At 73.3% G+C, this 14,208-nt stretch carries 12 protein-coding genes; 5 read left to right on the forward strand and 7 right to left on the reverse strand.

Going from position 1 to position 14,208, the window contains the following annotated elements; genetic code table 11:
• Positions 1–98 precede the first annotated feature (98 nt).
• From O7615_RS26740 to O7615_RS26750, 3 genes are all read left to right on the forward strand, one after another.
• A complete protein-coding gene (locus tag O7615_RS26740) occupies positions 99–2,882 on the forward strand; it encodes a DEAD/DEAH box helicase (protein WP_278180541.1) in 2,784 nt (927 codons plus the stop codon).
• A 166-nt stretch (positions 2,883–3,048) separates the two neighbouring features.
• Positions 3,049–3,945 (forward strand): MHYT domain-containing protein, encoded by an 897-nt coding sequence (locus O7615_RS26745; RefSeq protein ID WP_278180542.1) that lies wholly within the window; start codon positions 3,049–3,051, stop codon positions 3,943–3,945.
• 254 nt (positions 3,946–4,199) lie between these two features.
• The gene (locus tag O7615_RS26750; protein ID WP_278180543.1) at positions 4,200–4,613 is read left to right on the forward strand and encodes a type II toxin-antitoxin system Phd/YefM family antitoxin; all 414 of its coding nucleotides are present in this window, start codon (positions 4,200–4,202) and stop codon (positions 4,611–4,613) included.
• A gap of 57 nt (positions 4,614–4,670) precedes the next feature.
• Here the strand turns inward: O7615_RS26750 and smpB are convergent, their stop codons facing one another.
• Together smpB and O7615_RS26760 are read right to left on the reverse strand one after the other, a co-directional pair.
• The gene (gene smpB, locus O7615_RS26755) at positions 4,671–5,162 is read right to left on the reverse strand and encodes an SsrA-binding protein SmpB (RefSeq protein WP_278180544.1); all 492 of its coding nucleotides are present in this window, start codon (positions 5,160–5,162) and stop codon (positions 4,671–4,673) included.
• Positions 5,163–5,213: 51 nt separating this feature from the next.
• A complete protein-coding gene (locus tag O7615_RS26760) occupies positions 5,214–7,520 on the reverse strand; it encodes a hypothetical protein (protein ID WP_278180545.1) in 2,307 nt (768 codons plus the stop codon).
• A gap of 377 nt (positions 7,521–7,897) precedes the next feature.
• Here O7615_RS26760 and O7615_RS26765 point away from each other — a divergent pair, with 377 nt between their 5' ends.
• Together O7615_RS26765 and O7615_RS26770 are read left to right on the forward strand one after the other, a co-directional pair.
• Complete coding sequence (locus O7615_RS26765; protein WP_278180546.1) at positions 7,898–8,041, forward strand: hypothetical protein; 144 nt, start codon at positions 7,898–7,900, stop codon at positions 8,039–8,041.
• Positions 8,041–9,363: a putative sulfate exporter family transporter gene (locus O7615_RS26770; RefSeq protein ID WP_278180547.1), complete on the forward strand. Its 1,323-nt coding sequence runs from the start codon at positions 8,041–8,043 to the stop codon at positions 9,361–9,363. Before O7615_RS26765 ends, O7615_RS26770 begins: the two co-directional genes overlap by 1 nt.
• A 104-nt stretch (positions 9,364–9,467) precedes the next feature.
• Here O7615_RS26770 and O7615_RS26775 read toward each other — a convergent pair whose 3' ends face one another.
• From O7615_RS26775 to O7615_RS26795, 5 genes are read right to left on the reverse strand one after another with little or no spacing between them, the layout of a single operon-like run.
• Positions 9,468–10,103 carry a hypothetical protein gene (locus O7615_RS26775; RefSeq protein WP_278180548.1) on the reverse strand — a complete coding sequence of 212 codons (636 nt, stop codon included), beginning with the start codon at positions 10,101–10,103 and terminating at the stop codon, positions 9,468–9,470.
• Entirely contained in the window at positions 10,100–11,506 is a 1,407-nt protein-coding gene (locus O7615_RS26780; protein ID WP_278180549.1) for a selenium-binding family protein, read from the reverse strand. Before O7615_RS26780 ends, O7615_RS26775 begins: the two co-directional genes overlap by 4 nt.
• 14 nt (positions 11,507–11,520) lie before the next feature.
• Positions 11,521–12,252 (reverse strand): ABC transporter ATP-binding protein, encoded by a 732-nt coding sequence (locus O7615_RS26785; RefSeq protein ID WP_278180550.1) that lies wholly within the window; start codon positions 12,250–12,252, stop codon positions 11,521–11,523.
• Positions 12,225–13,079 carry an ABC transporter permease gene (locus tag O7615_RS26790; protein ID WP_278180551.1) on the reverse strand — a complete coding sequence of 285 codons (855 nt, stop codon included), beginning with the start codon at positions 13,077–13,079 and terminating at the stop codon, positions 12,225–12,227. Before O7615_RS26790 ends, O7615_RS26785 begins: the two co-directional genes overlap by 28 nt.
• Positions 13,076–14,041 (reverse strand): aliphatic sulfonate ABC transporter substrate-binding protein, encoded by a 966-nt coding sequence (locus O7615_RS26795; protein ID WP_278180552.1) that lies wholly within the window; start codon positions 14,039–14,041, stop codon positions 13,076–13,078. The genes O7615_RS26790 and O7615_RS26795 overlap by 4 nt, the downstream gene beginning before the upstream one ends.
• Positions 14,042–14,208: the final 167 nt, after the last annotated feature.

A 14,208-nucleotide genomic window follows, 5' to 3' on the forward strand; every position in this document is an offset into this window, starting at 1 on the left:
ATGATCCGGCACGTCGTGCACCCTACCGACCCACCCCGACCGCCCCGCCGGACGGCCTTGCCAGGTGCCCGCCGTGGGCACGCACTAATCTTGGGGACATGTCGAGCCCCGCCGAGCGGTACGCCGCGGCGCGCCGCCGGGCCGCGCAGGCCTCACAGTTCCCGGCGCTGGACGAGTTCACCGCCTCTGACCTGGGGTTCGACCTCGACGACTTCCAGCGGGAGGCGTGTCAGGCGCTGGAGCGGGGCAGCGGTGTGCTGGTCTGCGCGCCGACCGGGGCCGGCAAGACCGTGGTCGGCGAGTTCGCCGTACACCTGGCGCTGCGGGGCACGCCCGGGCAGCCGGCGCCGGCCGACGGTGCCCGTCGCAAGTGCTTCTACACCACGCCGATCAAGGCGCTGTCGAACCAGAAGTACCACGACCTGGTCGACCGCTACGGTGCCGAGCAGGTGGGGCTGCTCACCGGCGACAACGCCATCAACGGCGACGCCCCGGTGGTGGTGATGACCACCGAGGTGCTGCGCAACATGCTCTACGCCGGCTCGGCCACCCTGGAGGGCCTGGCGTACGTGGTGATGGACGAGGTCCACTACCTGGCCGACCGGTTCCGTGGCGGGGTGTGGGAGGAGGTCATCATCCACCTGCCCGCCTCGGTGACCCTGGTGTCGCTGTCGGCGACGGTCTCCAACGCCGAGGAGTTCGCCGACTGGCTGATCACCGTGCGGGGCGAGACCACCGTGGTGGTCAGCGAGCACCGGCCGGTGCCGCTGTGGCAGCACATGCTGGTCGGCAAGCGGATGTTCGACCTGTTCCACGACGCCGACGCCGCGCGCAAACACGACGTGCACCCGGAGCTGCTGCGCTACACCCGGGACACGATGCGCCGCCTCGACCTGGGCGAGGGGCGCTCCGCCGGGCCGGGTGCCGGGCGGCGCGGGCCGCGCTGGCGCGGGCCGATGCGGGCGGACATCGTCGACCGGCTGGACCGTGAGGGCCTGCTGCCGGCGATCCTGTTCATCTTCAGCCGGGCCGGCTGCGACGCGGCCGTGCAGCAGTGCCTCGCCGCCGGCCTGCGCCTCACCTCGCCCGAGGAGCGGGCGGAGATCCGCCGGGTGGTGGAGACCCGGGTGACGGCGATTCCCGGCGAGGACCTGTCGGTGCTGGGCTACTGGGAGTGGCTCGACGGGCTGGAGCGCGGGTTGGCCGCCCACCACGCCGGGATGCTGCCGGCGTTCAAGGAGGTCGTGGAGGAGCTGTTCGTCCGGGGCCTGGTCAAGGCGGTCTTCGCCACCGAGACGCTCGCCCTGGGCATCAACATGCCGGCCCGCTGCGTGGTGCTGGAACGCCTGGTCAAGTACAACGGCGAGGCGCACGTCGACCTGACGCCGGGGGAGTACACCCAGCTCACCGGGCGGGCCGGGCGCCGGGGCATCGACGTGGAGGGGCACGCCGTGGTGGTGTGGTCCCCGGAAACCGACCCGCGGCACGTGGCGGGTCTGGCCTCCACCCGCACCTACCCGCTGCGGTCCAGCTTCCGGCCCTCGTACAACATGGCGGTGAACCTGGTCGGCAGCGTCGGTGCGGAGCCGGCCCGGGCGCTGCTGGAGTCGTCGTTCGCGCAGTTCCAGGCGGACCGGTCGGTGGTCGGCCTGGCCCGGCAGGTGCAGCGCAACACCGAGACCATCGAGGCGTACGGCGCGGAGGCGGACTGCCACCACGGCGACTTCGACGAGTACTTCGCGTTGCGGGTGGCCATCGCCGACCGGGAGCGGGCCATCGCCCGGCAGGGGCAGAGCCAGCGCCGAGCGGCGGCGGTGGCGGCCCTGGAACGACTGCGGGTCGGCGACGTGATCCGGGTGCCGTCCGGGCGCCGGGCCGGCCTGGCCGTGGTGCTCGACCCGGCGGCCGGTGGCTTCAGCGAGCCACGGCCGCTGGTGCTCACCCAGGACCGCTGGGCCGGGCGGATCAGCCCGGGTGACTTCACCACGCCCGCCGAGGTGCTGGCCCGGATCCGGGTGCCGAAGCACTTCAACCCGCGCAACCCGGCCGCCCGGCGCGACCTGGCGGCACAGGTCAGCGGCACCGGCCTGGACCGCCACTCCCGACGGGGGGCCCGGGGCCGGCAGTCGGGGGAGGACCACCAGCTCAGCCAGCTCCGCACCGAGCTGCGCCGGCACCCCTGCCACGCCTGCCCGGAGCGGGAGGAGCACGCCCGGTGGGCCGAACGCCGCCGACGGCTGGAGCGCGACACCGAGGAACTGCGCCAGCGCGTCGCCGGCCGGACGGGGTCGTTGGCGCGTACCTTCGACCGGATCGTCGCGCTGCTCACCGCCCGCGGCTACCTCACCGCCGACGGCGCGGTGACCGACGCCGGGCGGATGCTCGGGCGGATCTGGACGGAGGCGGACCTGCTCGTGGCGGAGTGCCTGCGCCGGGGGGTCTGGGACGGGCTGTCGCCGGCCGAGCTGGCGGCCGCGGTCTCCGTGGTGGTCTTCGAGGCCCGCCGCGACGTCGACGAGCGAGCCTCGCTGCCCCGGGGCGCGGTCGCCGAGGCGGTCGACGCCACCCTGAAGCTGTGGAGCGAGATCGAGGCCGAGGAGGCGTCGCGTGGCCTGGCCGTCACCCGCGAGCCGGACCTGGGCTTCGCCTGGCCGGTCTACCGCTGGGCCCGCGGCGAGGCGCTGGCCAAGGTGCTGTCCAGCGGGCACGAACTCGACGGCGAGATGCCGGCCGGCGACTTCGTCCGGTGGGCCCGGCAGGTGGTGGACCTGCTCGGCCAACTGGCCGACTCCGGTGGCGCCTCGACCGAGTTGCGGGCCACCGCGCGGCAGGCGATCGGCGCGGTCAACCGGGGTGTCCTGGCGTACCACTCGCCGGCCTGATCGCTACATTCCGTGACTTTCTACCGCTGAGCTGCCGTATCGCCTGGTTATCGCGGCGCCACGCCCCGCAGTACCCGGGGGGCGCTGTTGTGCCTGGTGACGCCGTCCCCGATCATGTCATCGGCGCGTGGGCTACGCGCCGGTAGCAGCTCTGGGGGGAGCCATCATGGCGGACATCAATCACTTTGAGTACGGCTGGATCACACCCGCGCTCAGCTACGCGCTGTCGGTACTCGGTTCGATCCTCGGGCTGGTCTGCGCCAGCCGGATCCGGACCGCGTCCAGCACGGGTCAGAAGCTCTGGTGGGGGACGCTCGCGGCGTGGGCGCTCGGCGGGACCGCGATCTGGACCATGCACTTCATGGCGATGCTGGGCTTCGCCGTGACCGGGTCGCGGATCCGGTACGACGTCCCGATCACCGTCGTCAGCGCGTTGATCGCGGTGGCGGCGGTGGGCGTCGGGCTGGCGATCGTGGGCACCGGCCGCCTCTCGGTCGTGCGCATCCTCGCCGGTGGCCTGTTCACCGGCGCCGGCGTGGCGGCGATGCACTACAGCGGCATGGCCGCGATGCGGCTGGACGGTCGGCTGCTCTACGACAACCTCCGGGTGGGCCTGTCGGTGGTGATCGCCGTGGTCGCGGCGAGCGTCGCGCTCTGGCTCGCGGTGACCGTCCGCCGCGGGCTGGCCGTCTTCGCCTCGGCGCTGGTGATGGGGGTGGCGGTCAACGGCATGCACTTCACCGGAATGAGCGCCCTGTCGGTGCACCTGCACGAGCAGCGGAGCGAGATGACCGGGGCCGGCGTCGGCACGCTGCTGATCCCGATCGTGCTGCTGGTGATCTTCGGCGTGGTGGGTCTGGTCTACGCGCTGCTCGCCGCGCCCACCGACGAGGACCGGGCCGGCGCGGCGTACCTCGACGCCCGGCAGCCGCCGGTGCCGGCAGCGGCCGGTCCGGCGGAGGGCGTCCTACCCGCACCCGACCCGGTGGGCCTGCGGGCCCGGTCCACCCTGGCCCGGCCCGGCGCCCAGTTCCCGGCCCGCCGGGACCACCCGCCGCGCTGACCCACCCTGACCCGCGCTAGCCGGCGCTGTCCGGCGGGGGTTGCGCCCGGCGACGCTGGCCGTGGGGTTGCGCCGGCCGCCCTGGTCGGCGGGGTTACGAGATGCGGCATGTCGGGCCATCCCGCCGGCGGGATGGCCCGACATGCCGCAAGCCGTGGCTGGTCCTGTCGCCAGGCGTCTCGGCGGGGGCTGCCGGGACCGGTCCCCGATGGACGGTCGCGGAAAGTGTCGTACCCGGTACCGAGAATGCATTCATGGCTGTCCCCGCCCTCACTCCGCGAAACGCCCCGCCGCGCTCGCTGCCCCTGCGCGAGGCGCGCACCCGACTCAGCCAACTCGTCGCGATGGCGGAGCTGACCGACACCGTCACCGTGGTCACCCGCGACGGCGATTCCCGGCCGGTCGCCGCGATCGTGCCGGCGGCGGCCGCTCGCACCGCGGCCCAGGCGCGCGCCGACGCCGGTCGCCTGGCCGAGGTCACCGCCGGTTGGTCCCGGCGCCTCGACGAGCAGCGACAGCAGAGCAGCCGCCGCCACGCCGCCGAGCTGCGCGCGGTGGCCGCGGCGCTCGCCGAGGTGTGGGCCGAGTTGGATCGGCGGGTTCCCCCGGGGGCCGATCCCGCGCTGACCCGGCTGCGCGCGGCCCACGCCGACCTTCTCGCCGGCTGACCGAGGCGTGCGGCCGTCCGCGGCGGCCCGGTGGCCCGCCTCCCGGGGGAGCGCCGCTCAGCGGCGCCCGGGCCGCCCCTTGAGCCGGCGGCCCAACTCGCGGGCGATCTCCCGGTCCGCGTCGCGTTGGGCGAGCACCTGTCGCTTGTCGTACGATCTGCGGCCCCGGGCCAGGGCCAGCTCGACCTTTGCCCAGCCGCCGGAGAAGTACATCGACAGCGGCACCAGGGTGATCCCGCCCTCGCGGGTCTGCGCCAGGATGCGGGCGATCTCCACCCGGCGCAGCAGCAGCTTGCGGGTGCGCCGGGGCGCGTGGTTGGTCCAGGTGCCGTAGCCGTACTCCGCGATGTGCAGGCCGTACAGCATGATCTCCCCGTCGCGTTCCTGGGCGAAGGCGTCCACCAGCGAGGCGCGGCCCTCCCGCAGCGACTTGACCTCGGTGCCGGCCAGCACGATGCCCGCCTCGTACGTCTTGAGGATCGCGTAGTCGTGGCGGGCTCTTCGGTTCGACGCGATCGGCGTCCGCTCGGCGTTACGGGAGGTGCCCATCCGGCGAAGGATAGCCCGTGACCGCCCGGGGGATACGGACTCGGCGACGGGCTATGCGGTGTCGCTGGGCTCCGGCGGTCGGGCGCGCAGCCGACCGGCCAGGTCCGCCACCGCCGCCGCGAGCCGCGCGTCGGACTCGCCCGGCCAGTGCCCGATGATCGACGGCGGTACGCTGTCGCCCGGTGCGGGCACCACGTCCCACGGGTCGCGCAGCCGGCGGTCGACCGTGCCCGGCGGGCCGGAGATCAGCGGTTGCTCGCCCTGCCGGTGCGGCGAGAAGATCCAGCCGCCGATCGAGTCGGTGTCGCGCCACAGGTTCACCCACCGCCAGTTGACCCGGTCGCCCACCTCGCGCAGCACATCCTCGTTGACGTGGGCCGGGAACAACCGCGCGTAGAGCCGGCGCAGCGGTGAGCCGTACGTCAGCAGGGCGAGCCGACTGCACACCTCGGGCGGCAGTTGGAGCACCGTGGCGGCGAGCAGCACCGAGCCGTGGCTGTGCCCGGACAGGAGCACGCCGTGCCCCTGCTCGGTCAGGTAGGTGATCCGCCGGCTCAGCTCCGGCACCGCCCGTTCGGCGTAGCAGGGCGGTGCGAAGGGGTGCGCCGCCCGGGGCCAGAAGGTGCCCAGGTCCCACAGCACACCGACGTACCGGCGGAACTCGGCCGTGCGGTAGGCGAAGATGCCGCCGATGACCAGGGCGACTCCCACCGCCGCGATCAGGAAGCTGCCCACCTGGATGCCGAAGGTCGTCGCCGCGTCCGGTATGCCGGTGACGCGCTCGACCGCCGTTCCCGGTGCCACCCCGATCATACCGAGCAGGCTGGTGGGCATGCCCACACCGACGACGCCGGCGTAGACCACGGCGAGCGACTCCGCGCGTTCGGTGAACCGCGCCCGGGCGATGGTCCGCTCGACCTGATGCAGCTGGTACCGGGCGGTCGGTGGGGCGTCGGGGTAGTCACGGGCCACGGTGTCGCGGGCGGCACGCATCCGTCCGCCGTGGCTGGTCAGGGTGACGACGACGGCTCCGATCAGCGTGGTCACCGCGGCCACGAGGAACACGAAGAGGGCCCACTTGCAGCCCAGGGGTGGGCCGATGTCCTGCTCGCTGTCGGCCGAGGCGCGACGGTTGAGCAGGTCGGCGATCCGGTAGATGAGGTCGGCGGAGATCGCCCCCGCCAAACCGGTGGTGGCGGCGGCGATGATCGGAGCGCCGAGCCCCTGCAGCGGTCCGGCGTCGAACCCGCGCCGGGCCTCGTCGGTGTGGCGCCTGGCGTCGTCGAGCCCGTCCGACCTGCGGGCGGCCCTGCGGAGCCGCCGGCGGCCGAGCAACGCCATGGTGCCGATCACGAACAGCATGAGCGTCTGCGAGATGATGACCAGGCTGAGCATCTTGTCGTAGCCCGGCAGGCCGCCCGCGGCCTGCCACGGCGTCGGGTCGACGGTCACCGCGATCAGGACCAGCGCGGTCAGGGCGCAGGCGAGGGTGCGTAGTCCGCCGGCCAGCCGGTCCACCAGGGAATGGGCCACCGGGGTGTCGATCAGATGGTGCGCGCAGACCAGAGCGACGCAGGCGAACAGCACCGCTCCGGCGACCACGGCCAGCGCGATGCTGACGACCGACGGGCCCGACCCGATCCGGGCGCCGAGCAGGGCGATGCAGAGGGTGGCGAAGCCGGCGGCGACGTGCAGCGAGCGCAACCGCTGCACCACCGGCGCGCTGTCCCACTGGGCGACGGCGCTGAGCTGGTGCGGCCCGGATTCGGTCAAGGAGGCCTGGAAGGCGTCGAAGCTGCGCGCCGGACGGGCGCCGAGCCGCCAGACCACGACGAGCGCGGCGGCTGGCAGCAGCGCGAACACGGCCAGGGTGACGCCGGTGGGTCGGCCGCCGAGCCACGACAGCCACGGGCGCCCCTCCAGGCAGTACGGGTTCGGCAGGCAGCGCCAGGCGATCAGGTCGAGCGCCACCCCTGTCGCCGCGAGCACGTACAGGATGGTCAGGGTGAGAGCCAGGAGCCGGCACGCCGCCTTGATGCCCGCCCCGGACCTGCGGTGTGGAGCGGGCAGCATCCAGATCACGATGTTGCAGAGCATGAAGGGCAGCAGGAACACCAGCGACAACGTACGGACCGTGGTGCCCGAGGGCAGGTCGCTCCAGCGGTACGCCTCCAACGTCACCTCGGCCGGGCCGTTGGTGTCCGGATAGCCGGGGCGCGGGCGGTAGAAGCCACCGTTGCGGTCCCCCGCGACCTGGTGGCTGTGCGGGCGGTCCAACACCTGTTCGGCTCCGGCCCCCGAGACGCCGTGTACCCGTAGCTCCACGACGTCGTCGCTCGTCACCGGTCCATCGGTCATCGGCCCCCCGGTAGGTGTGTCTGCCGGCCGGGGGCCAGTCGGGCCCACGGCCGGGCTGCCACGCCCGTCTACCCATCGGGACGACGGCCACGCCTGCGCGGACCGGCTGGCGTGACCGTATCGTGGGCGGACACTTGAAATCCTACTTTCCCGGTAGGAAAATCGGCCCGTGGTTACCGATCTCCGACTCATCACCCGCCGGGTCGTCGACCTGATGCGGGTCGCCTCGGAACTCTGTACCGGCGCGGGCCGCGCCTGACGGCCCGCCGACGCCACGCACCACATCGCCGGTCCGCAGCCGGTGTTCGGACTTCCCACCCCGCACGCTGTCGGCGTCGCGGGATCTCGCCATCCCTCTCCCCTCCGGAGGAACCCCCATGAGTAACCCGGAAACCCGACCATCTCCCACCGCCCCGGAGACACGGTTCGCCCTGAACGAGGACTGGGCCGCCACGATCCTCGGCCTGGTGCTGCTCGGCCTGGTCCTGGTCGGCGCGATTCCCGCCGGGCTGGTGCCCTGATGACCACGGACGCCACCCGACCGACTCCGGACACGGCGGCCGCCACCGCGACGGAGCAGACCCCGGACGCCACGACCGAGGTGAGCCCGGACACCGCGACCCGCACCGCGACCGAGGAGAATCCGGACACCGCGGACCGTACGGCGACAGATCCGGTCGCCACCGCACCAGCCCCCGACTCCGATCCGGCGCGGGAGGGGGCAGACCCTGCCGGAGTGCCGCCCGCCGCGGTGGCGCCGCGTTCGGGCGCCTTCTGGGCCTGGACGGGCGCGGGCCTGCTGGTCGTGCTCGTCCTCGCGGGGCTGACCCGCTACCTCGAACAGAACGTGCCCGAGTGGGCGGCCGGCACGGCGATCGAGGACTTCGCGGAGGCGGTCGAGTACCCGATCTACGCCATCCTGCTGGGCCTGCTCGGTAACGTCGTGGTGACGCTGACCGGGCTGCGCGACCGGATCGCCGCCGCCTTCCGCACCGAGTTCTTCATCAAGACGGGCCTGGTGCTGCTCGGTGCCTCGATCAACCTGGCCGTCATCGCCAGCGCCGCCGGGCCGGCCATCGCCCAGGCGCTCCTCCTGATCACCGGGGTGTTCCTGTTCACCTGGTGGCTGGCCGGCCGGCTCGGCCTGGACGACAAGCTGCGCGCCCTGCTCGCCTCCGCGGTGTCGATCTGCGGTGTCAGCGCCGCGATCGCCGCCGCCGGCGCGGTGCGGGCCCGTCGCGAGCAGCTTGCGTACACGGCGAGCCTGGTGATCGTCTTCGCGCTGCCGTCGATCTTCCTGCTGCCCTGGCTGGCCGAGGTGTTCGGCCTGGAGCAGGCGGTGGCCGGTGCCTGGATCGGCGGCAACATCGACACCACGGCCGCCGTTTCCGCCGCCGGCGCGCTGGCCGGCGAGGAGGCGCTGCAGATCGCCACCATCGTCAAGGTCACCCAGAACGCGTTGATGGGCGTGGTCGCGGTGGCGCTCACCGCGTACTTCGCGCTGTACGTGGAGCGGCAGGCCGGTGCGACCCGCCCGGGGCTGGGTGAGTTGTGGCGCCGCTTCCCGAAGTTCGTGCTCGGCTTCGTCGCGGCGTCGGTGATCGCGACCTGGTACCTCGACGCGGCCGGCGCCGACGGCAAGGCGACCATCGCGATCGTCAACGACCTGCGGGTCTGGTTCTTCATCCTGGCCTTCGTCAGCATCGGCCTGGAGGTCCGGGTGGCGGCGTTGCGGCAGGCCGGTTGGCGGCCGGTGGCCGTCTTCGGTGGCGCCACCGTGTTCAACCTGGCCCTCGCGCTCGGCCTGGCCTCACTGCTGTTCGCCGGCTTCTCCGCCAGCTGACCGCCGACAGGGACGGCACGGCCCGGGACGGAACCTGCCCGTCCCGGGCCGTGCCGGGTCCGGCGCCGCCGCCGTACCGCGGCTGGGCCGGGCGGGCGTGGGCGTCAGGCGCGGATCAGGGTGACCAGGCCGGCGGCCACCAGCACACCGGCCCACAGCCGGTCGACGTTGGGCCAGGCCCGCCGCAGCACGCCCAGACCGAGCACCCGGTGGACCACCAGTGCCAGCAGCAGCGCGGTGCCGAACATGGCCAGCGTGTGCACGCCGGCGGCGGCCAGTCCGGTCAGCGCGCCGAGCGGTGCCGCCACCAGGTGCCCGGCGTGCCCGCCCGTCGCTGTGGGCGGGTCGAGCAGCAGCACCGGCAGCAGCATCAGGCCGGCGCCGTGCGCCGAGGACATCAGGAACGACCAGCCGGCCAACTGCGCCGCCGACAGACGCATGCCGGCCCACCGGAAATGCCGCTCCGACAGCAGCCGCCACAGCCCGAAACCGACCAGCAGCAGCCCGCCGGTCACCGTGAGCACCGTGCTCGTGGTGACCGAACGGGTGGCGCTGACCAGCGCCGCCACGATGCCGACCGAGGCCAGGTGACCGGCCGCGATCGGTGGTAGCGACCAGAGCAGGGCGCGTTGGCTGTCCTCCTGCAACCCCCGGGCCACCGCGAACAGCCAGCCCATCGCCGGATTCAGGCCGTGGAACGCGCCGAGCGTCGCCAGCGTGACCCAGGCGGTGCCGGTCACGGGAAGCAGTACGAGTCGGAGGAGGCGTCGCCGCCCTGCAACCGGGTCTGGTGCACGCGCAGGCCCCGGAACTGCTCGCCGTGCGGGAAGAAGCGATGGTCCGGGTGGAGCCCGCCGACGGTCGGGTCGACGTCCAGTTTGGCCAGCCAGGCGCCGACCCCGTCCGGGTAGAACTGGTCGTCCCAGGCGCCGTAGAGGGAGTTGCTGACGTAGACGCGCCGGCCGTCCCGGCTGACCTCGACCATCTGCGGGCCGCCCGAGAGCGGCTGGTCCGGCGCGGCCGGGTGCGCGGTGCGGGCCACGATCCCGCCGAGCCGCACCGAGCCGGTCTGCACCGGGTGGAAGGGGTCGCTGACGTCGTACTGGCGCAGCTCACCCGTGCCCCAGCAGGAGACGTAGAGGAACCGGTCGTCGACCGACAGGTCGATGTCGGTGACCAGCGGCGGCACCGCACCGAAGGGCTTGAGCAGCTCCGGCAGCGTGTCGGGGTCGGCGGGCTCGGCGGAAATGTCGATCACCCTGGTGACCGCCCACCGGTCGCCGTCGCGGTGCCACAACCAGACCGACGCGGAGAGATCCTCGACGCTGATCACCACGCCGACGAAGCCGTGACTGCGCCGCGGGTCGTGCGCCGGTCGCAGCTCCAGCGGCATCTGGTACTGGTCGCCGAGATCGACCCGCTGCACGTGCCGGCGGGTGGCCAGATCCCAGAAGTGGATCGCGTGCCCGTAGCGGCGGTCGAGCAGCAGCTCGCCCACGATGCCGTCCTCGATCATCGACGGGGTGCCCCACTCGCTGGTGACCAGGACGTCCTGGGTGAGGTGCCACCACGCGTCGTACGCCAGGAACTGCGGGCCGCGGTCGGCCTCCCAGGCCCCGCGTACCTCGAAGGTGGTGTGGTCGAGGATCGCGATGCCGCCCGGGCCCTCCGCGCCGTCGGCGCCGCCGAGGGCGGACAGGTAGATGCCGTCCGGCCCGCAGTGCACGGTGTGCGGCCGGGAGTAGCCGGCCCGATCGGCCAGTTCCTCCGGGCCGATCACCTTGACCACCCGGGGCTGCCGGGGGTCGGGCCGGGTGTCGAGGACGTTGATACGCGAGGAGCGCAGCCCCGGCACGATCAGGTAACGGCGTTCCACGTGCGGGTGCGGCGCCGTCGGGCAGAGTGCGCTGCTGCACGCGTTCCACCCGAAGTGGTGCAGCTCGTCGCCGCGGTGCGGCAGGTCGGTCCAGCCGACCACCTGGCCGTAGTCGGTGGACTCCGGGTCGGTGTCCAGCACCGCGATCGCGTCGGGCCGCCGTGCGCTGCGGTCGAAGGCGGCGACGTACGCGAGCTTCTCCGGCGGGGCGTTGGCGGCGTCGCGCGGCGAGGGATGGAAGGTGGGGTCGGGCGTCCAACGTGTCATGGGGATCTCCGGCGTCAGGGGGCGGGCACACCGAGTCGGTCGAGCAGGCGGCGGCGCAGGGCGCCGAACGCCGGGTCGTCGGGGGAGCGGGTGGGGCCGAGGTGGACGACGAGTTCCTCGGCGATCACGCCGTCCTCCAGGACGAGCAGGCGGTCGGCCAGGAGCAGGGCCTCCTCCACGTCGTGGGTGACCAGCAGCGCGGCGAAGCCGTGTTCTTCGCGGAGCCGGCGCAGCAGGCCCTGCATGCGTAGCCGGGTGAGCGCGTCGAGGGCGCCGAAGGGCTCGTCGAGCAGCAGCACGTCCGGCTCGCGGACCAGCGCCCGGGCGACCGCCACCCGTTGCGCCTGGCCGCCGGAGAGTTCGGCCGGCCAGGCGTGGTGCCGCTGGGCGAGGCCGACCTCGGCCAGCGCCCGGTCGACCCGGCCCGGCACGTCCGGGCCGGAGAGTCCGAGCGCGACGTTGGCCGCCACCCGTTTCCAGGGCAGCAGGCGGTGTTCCTGGAAGACCACGGCCGAGGTTCCCCGCAGGGTGGTGTCGCCGGTGGCCTCGTCGTCCAGGCCGGCCAGTACGCGCAGCAGCGTGCTCTTGCCGGAGCCGCTGCCGCCGAGCAGGGCGACGACCTCTCCGGGTGCGATGGTCAGCGAGGCGCCGGCCAGCACGGTGGCGGTGCCGAAGCTGCGGCGTACGTCGGTGGCGGTGAGCACCGGCGTGCCGTCGGTCAGGTGGCCCGAAGTCCGCGGCGCCATGACAGGGTCCTCCTCTCCAGAGTGCGGATGGCGACGTCGGAGAGCAGACCGAGCAGGGCGTAGACGAGCAGTCCGAGGACCACCACGTCGGTCTGGCTGAACTCGCGGGCCTCCATCATGAGAAAGCCGATACCGGTCTGGGCGTTGACCTGTTCGCCGACGACGAGGCTGAGCCAGGCGGCACCGATGGCCAGCCGCAGACCGAGGAAGAGGGCGGGCAGCGCGCCGGGCAGCACCACGTGCCGTAGCCGGGCCGCCGGTCCCAGGCCGCAGGTGCGGGCCGCCTCGACCAGCCGTTCGTCGATGTCCCGGATGCCGGCGTAGGTGTTGAAGTAGATGGGGAAGAAGGCGCCGAGGGCGACCAGGCTGACCTTCAGCGACTCGCCGATGCCGACCCAGATGATCAGCAGCGGCACGAGCCCGAGGTGCGGCAGCATCCGGGCCATCTGTACCGGTGGGTCGACCAGGTCGTCGCCGAGCCGGAGCAGCCCGGCGAGCGCGCCGAGGAGCAGGGCGAGCCCGCCGCCGATGAGCAGGCCGGTGCCGGCCCGACTGAGCGAGTCGAGCAGGTGCGTCAGGAGGGTGCCGTCGCTGGCCAGGCGCCACCCGGTGGCCAGCACGGTGCTCGGGGCGGGCAGCTTCTCCGGCGCCAGCAGCCCGCCGCGGGCGGCCAACTCCCAGCCGGTCACCAGCAGCACCGGTGTGGTCAGCCGGCGCCAGGCCGGGGCACGCCCGGACCGCCGGGCGGCGGCCGGCGGGGTGGCCGGTGCGGTGGTGGGAGTGGCCGGTGCCGGCGGTGCGGTGGTCGCCCCGGTCGCTCCGGTCACTGGAACACCTCGCCATAGCGGTCGTCGATCCGCGATCGGATGTCGACCGGTTCGGGGATGAGGTCGAGGGAGGCGAAGCCGTCCGCGATGGCCTGCAACTCGTCGCCGACGGCGGGGGTGACCGGGGCCAGGGCGCGGGCACTGCGGTCCAGCGCCCGGCTGGTGACCTCCTCGGGGATCTTCAGCTCGGGGGCGAGGATCGCGGCGCGCTCGGCGGGATTGGCGATGCCCCAGTCGGTGACCGTCCGGTACGTCCGCAGGAACTCCCCGATCTGCTCGGACTTGTTGGCCAGCGCGTCCGGGTGGGCCAGCACGTACTCGCGGTTGCTGGCCAGGCCGGTGGCGTCGGCGAGGATCCGTACGCCGGGCTGCTCGGCGAGGGCGAAGTACGGGTCCCAGATCACCCAGGCGTCGACCTGGCCGTTGTCGAACGCCGGGCGCCCCTCGGCGGGTTTGAGGTACCTGACGTCGATGTCCTGCAACGTCAGGTTGTTCGCCTCCAGCAGCCGGAGCAGCAGCCAGTGCACGTTGGATCCCTTGTTGAGGGCCACCGTGCGTCCCTTCAGGTCGGCGAAGGTACGCAGGCCCGAATCCTCCTTGACCAGCACGGCCTCGCCCTGCGGGATCGGTTCGGAGGTGCCCACGATGGAGAAGGGGATCTTCCCGGCGGCGGCGAAGATCGGTGGCGCCTCGCCGGTCTGTCCGATGTCGATGGAGCCCGCCTTGAGCGCCTCGGTCAGTGCCGGTCCGCTCTCGAACAGCGACCATTCGGCGTCGGGCGCCGCGTCGCGCGCCTTGACCAGGCTCAGCCCGCCGAAGCGCTGGTAGCCGATGCGCAGTCGGGGGTTGCCGTCGTCCCCGCCGGCCGATTCGTCGGCGCAGCCGGCGAGGCCGCCGGCGGCGATCAGGGCGAGTGCCGTCAGGGCGGCGGTGAGGACGCGCCGCAGGGCAGGAGTACGCATGAGGTCACCTCGACAGGGAAGGGGGGAGCACGCGGACATCGATGACCGCCCGCCGACGGGAGACAGCCTACTAACCCGATAGGTTTTATCGGTAGTCTGTCCGGGTGGTCGTCCCATCTCTCAGGAGACGGTCGACCCGACCAGCCACTCCTCGTCGTGAAGGATCG

This window comes from Micromonospora sp. WMMD1082, from assembly GCF_029626175.1.
Lineage (GTDB): Bacteria > Actinomycetota > Actinomycetes > Mycobacteriales > Micromonosporaceae > Micromonospora.

Coding starts and splice junctions, on each gene's coding strand:
- O7615_RS26745 (WP_278180542.1), top strand. CDS start 3,049: ATGGCGGACATCAATCACTTTGAGTACGGCTGGATCACACCCGCGCTC.
- O7615_RS26770 (WP_278180547.1), top strand. CDS start 8,041: ATGACCACGGACGCCACCCGACCGACTCCGGACACGGCGGCCGCCACC.
- O7615_RS26740 (WP_278180541.1), top strand. CDS start 99: ATGTCGAGCCCCGCCGAGCGGTACGCCGCGGCGCGCCGCCGGGCCGCG.
- smpB (WP_278180544.1), bottom strand. CDS start 5,162: ATGGGCACCTCCCGTAACGCCGAGCGGACGCCGATCGCGTCGAACCGA.
- O7615_RS26780 (WP_278180549.1), bottom strand. CDS start 11,506: ATGACACGTTGGACGCCCGACCCCACCTTCCATCCCTCGCCGCGCGAC.
- O7615_RS26785 (WP_278180550.1), bottom strand. CDS start 12,252: ATGGCGCCGCGGACTTCGGGCCACCTGACCGACGGCACGCCGGTGCTC.
- O7615_RS26795 (WP_278180552.1), bottom strand. CDS start 14,041: ATGCGTACTCCTGCCCTGCGGCGCGTCCTCACCGCCGCCCTGACGGCA.
- O7615_RS26760 (WP_278180545.1), bottom strand. CDS start 7,520: ATGACCGATGGACCGGTGACGAGCGACGACGTCGTGGAGCTACGGGTA.
- O7615_RS26750 (WP_278180543.1), top strand. CDS start 4,200: ATGGCTGTCCCCGCCCTCACTCCGCGAAACGCCCCGCCGCGCTCGCTG.
- O7615_RS26765 (WP_278180546.1), top strand. CDS start 7,898: ATGAGTAACCCGGAAACCCGACCATCTCCCACCGCCCCGGAGACACGG.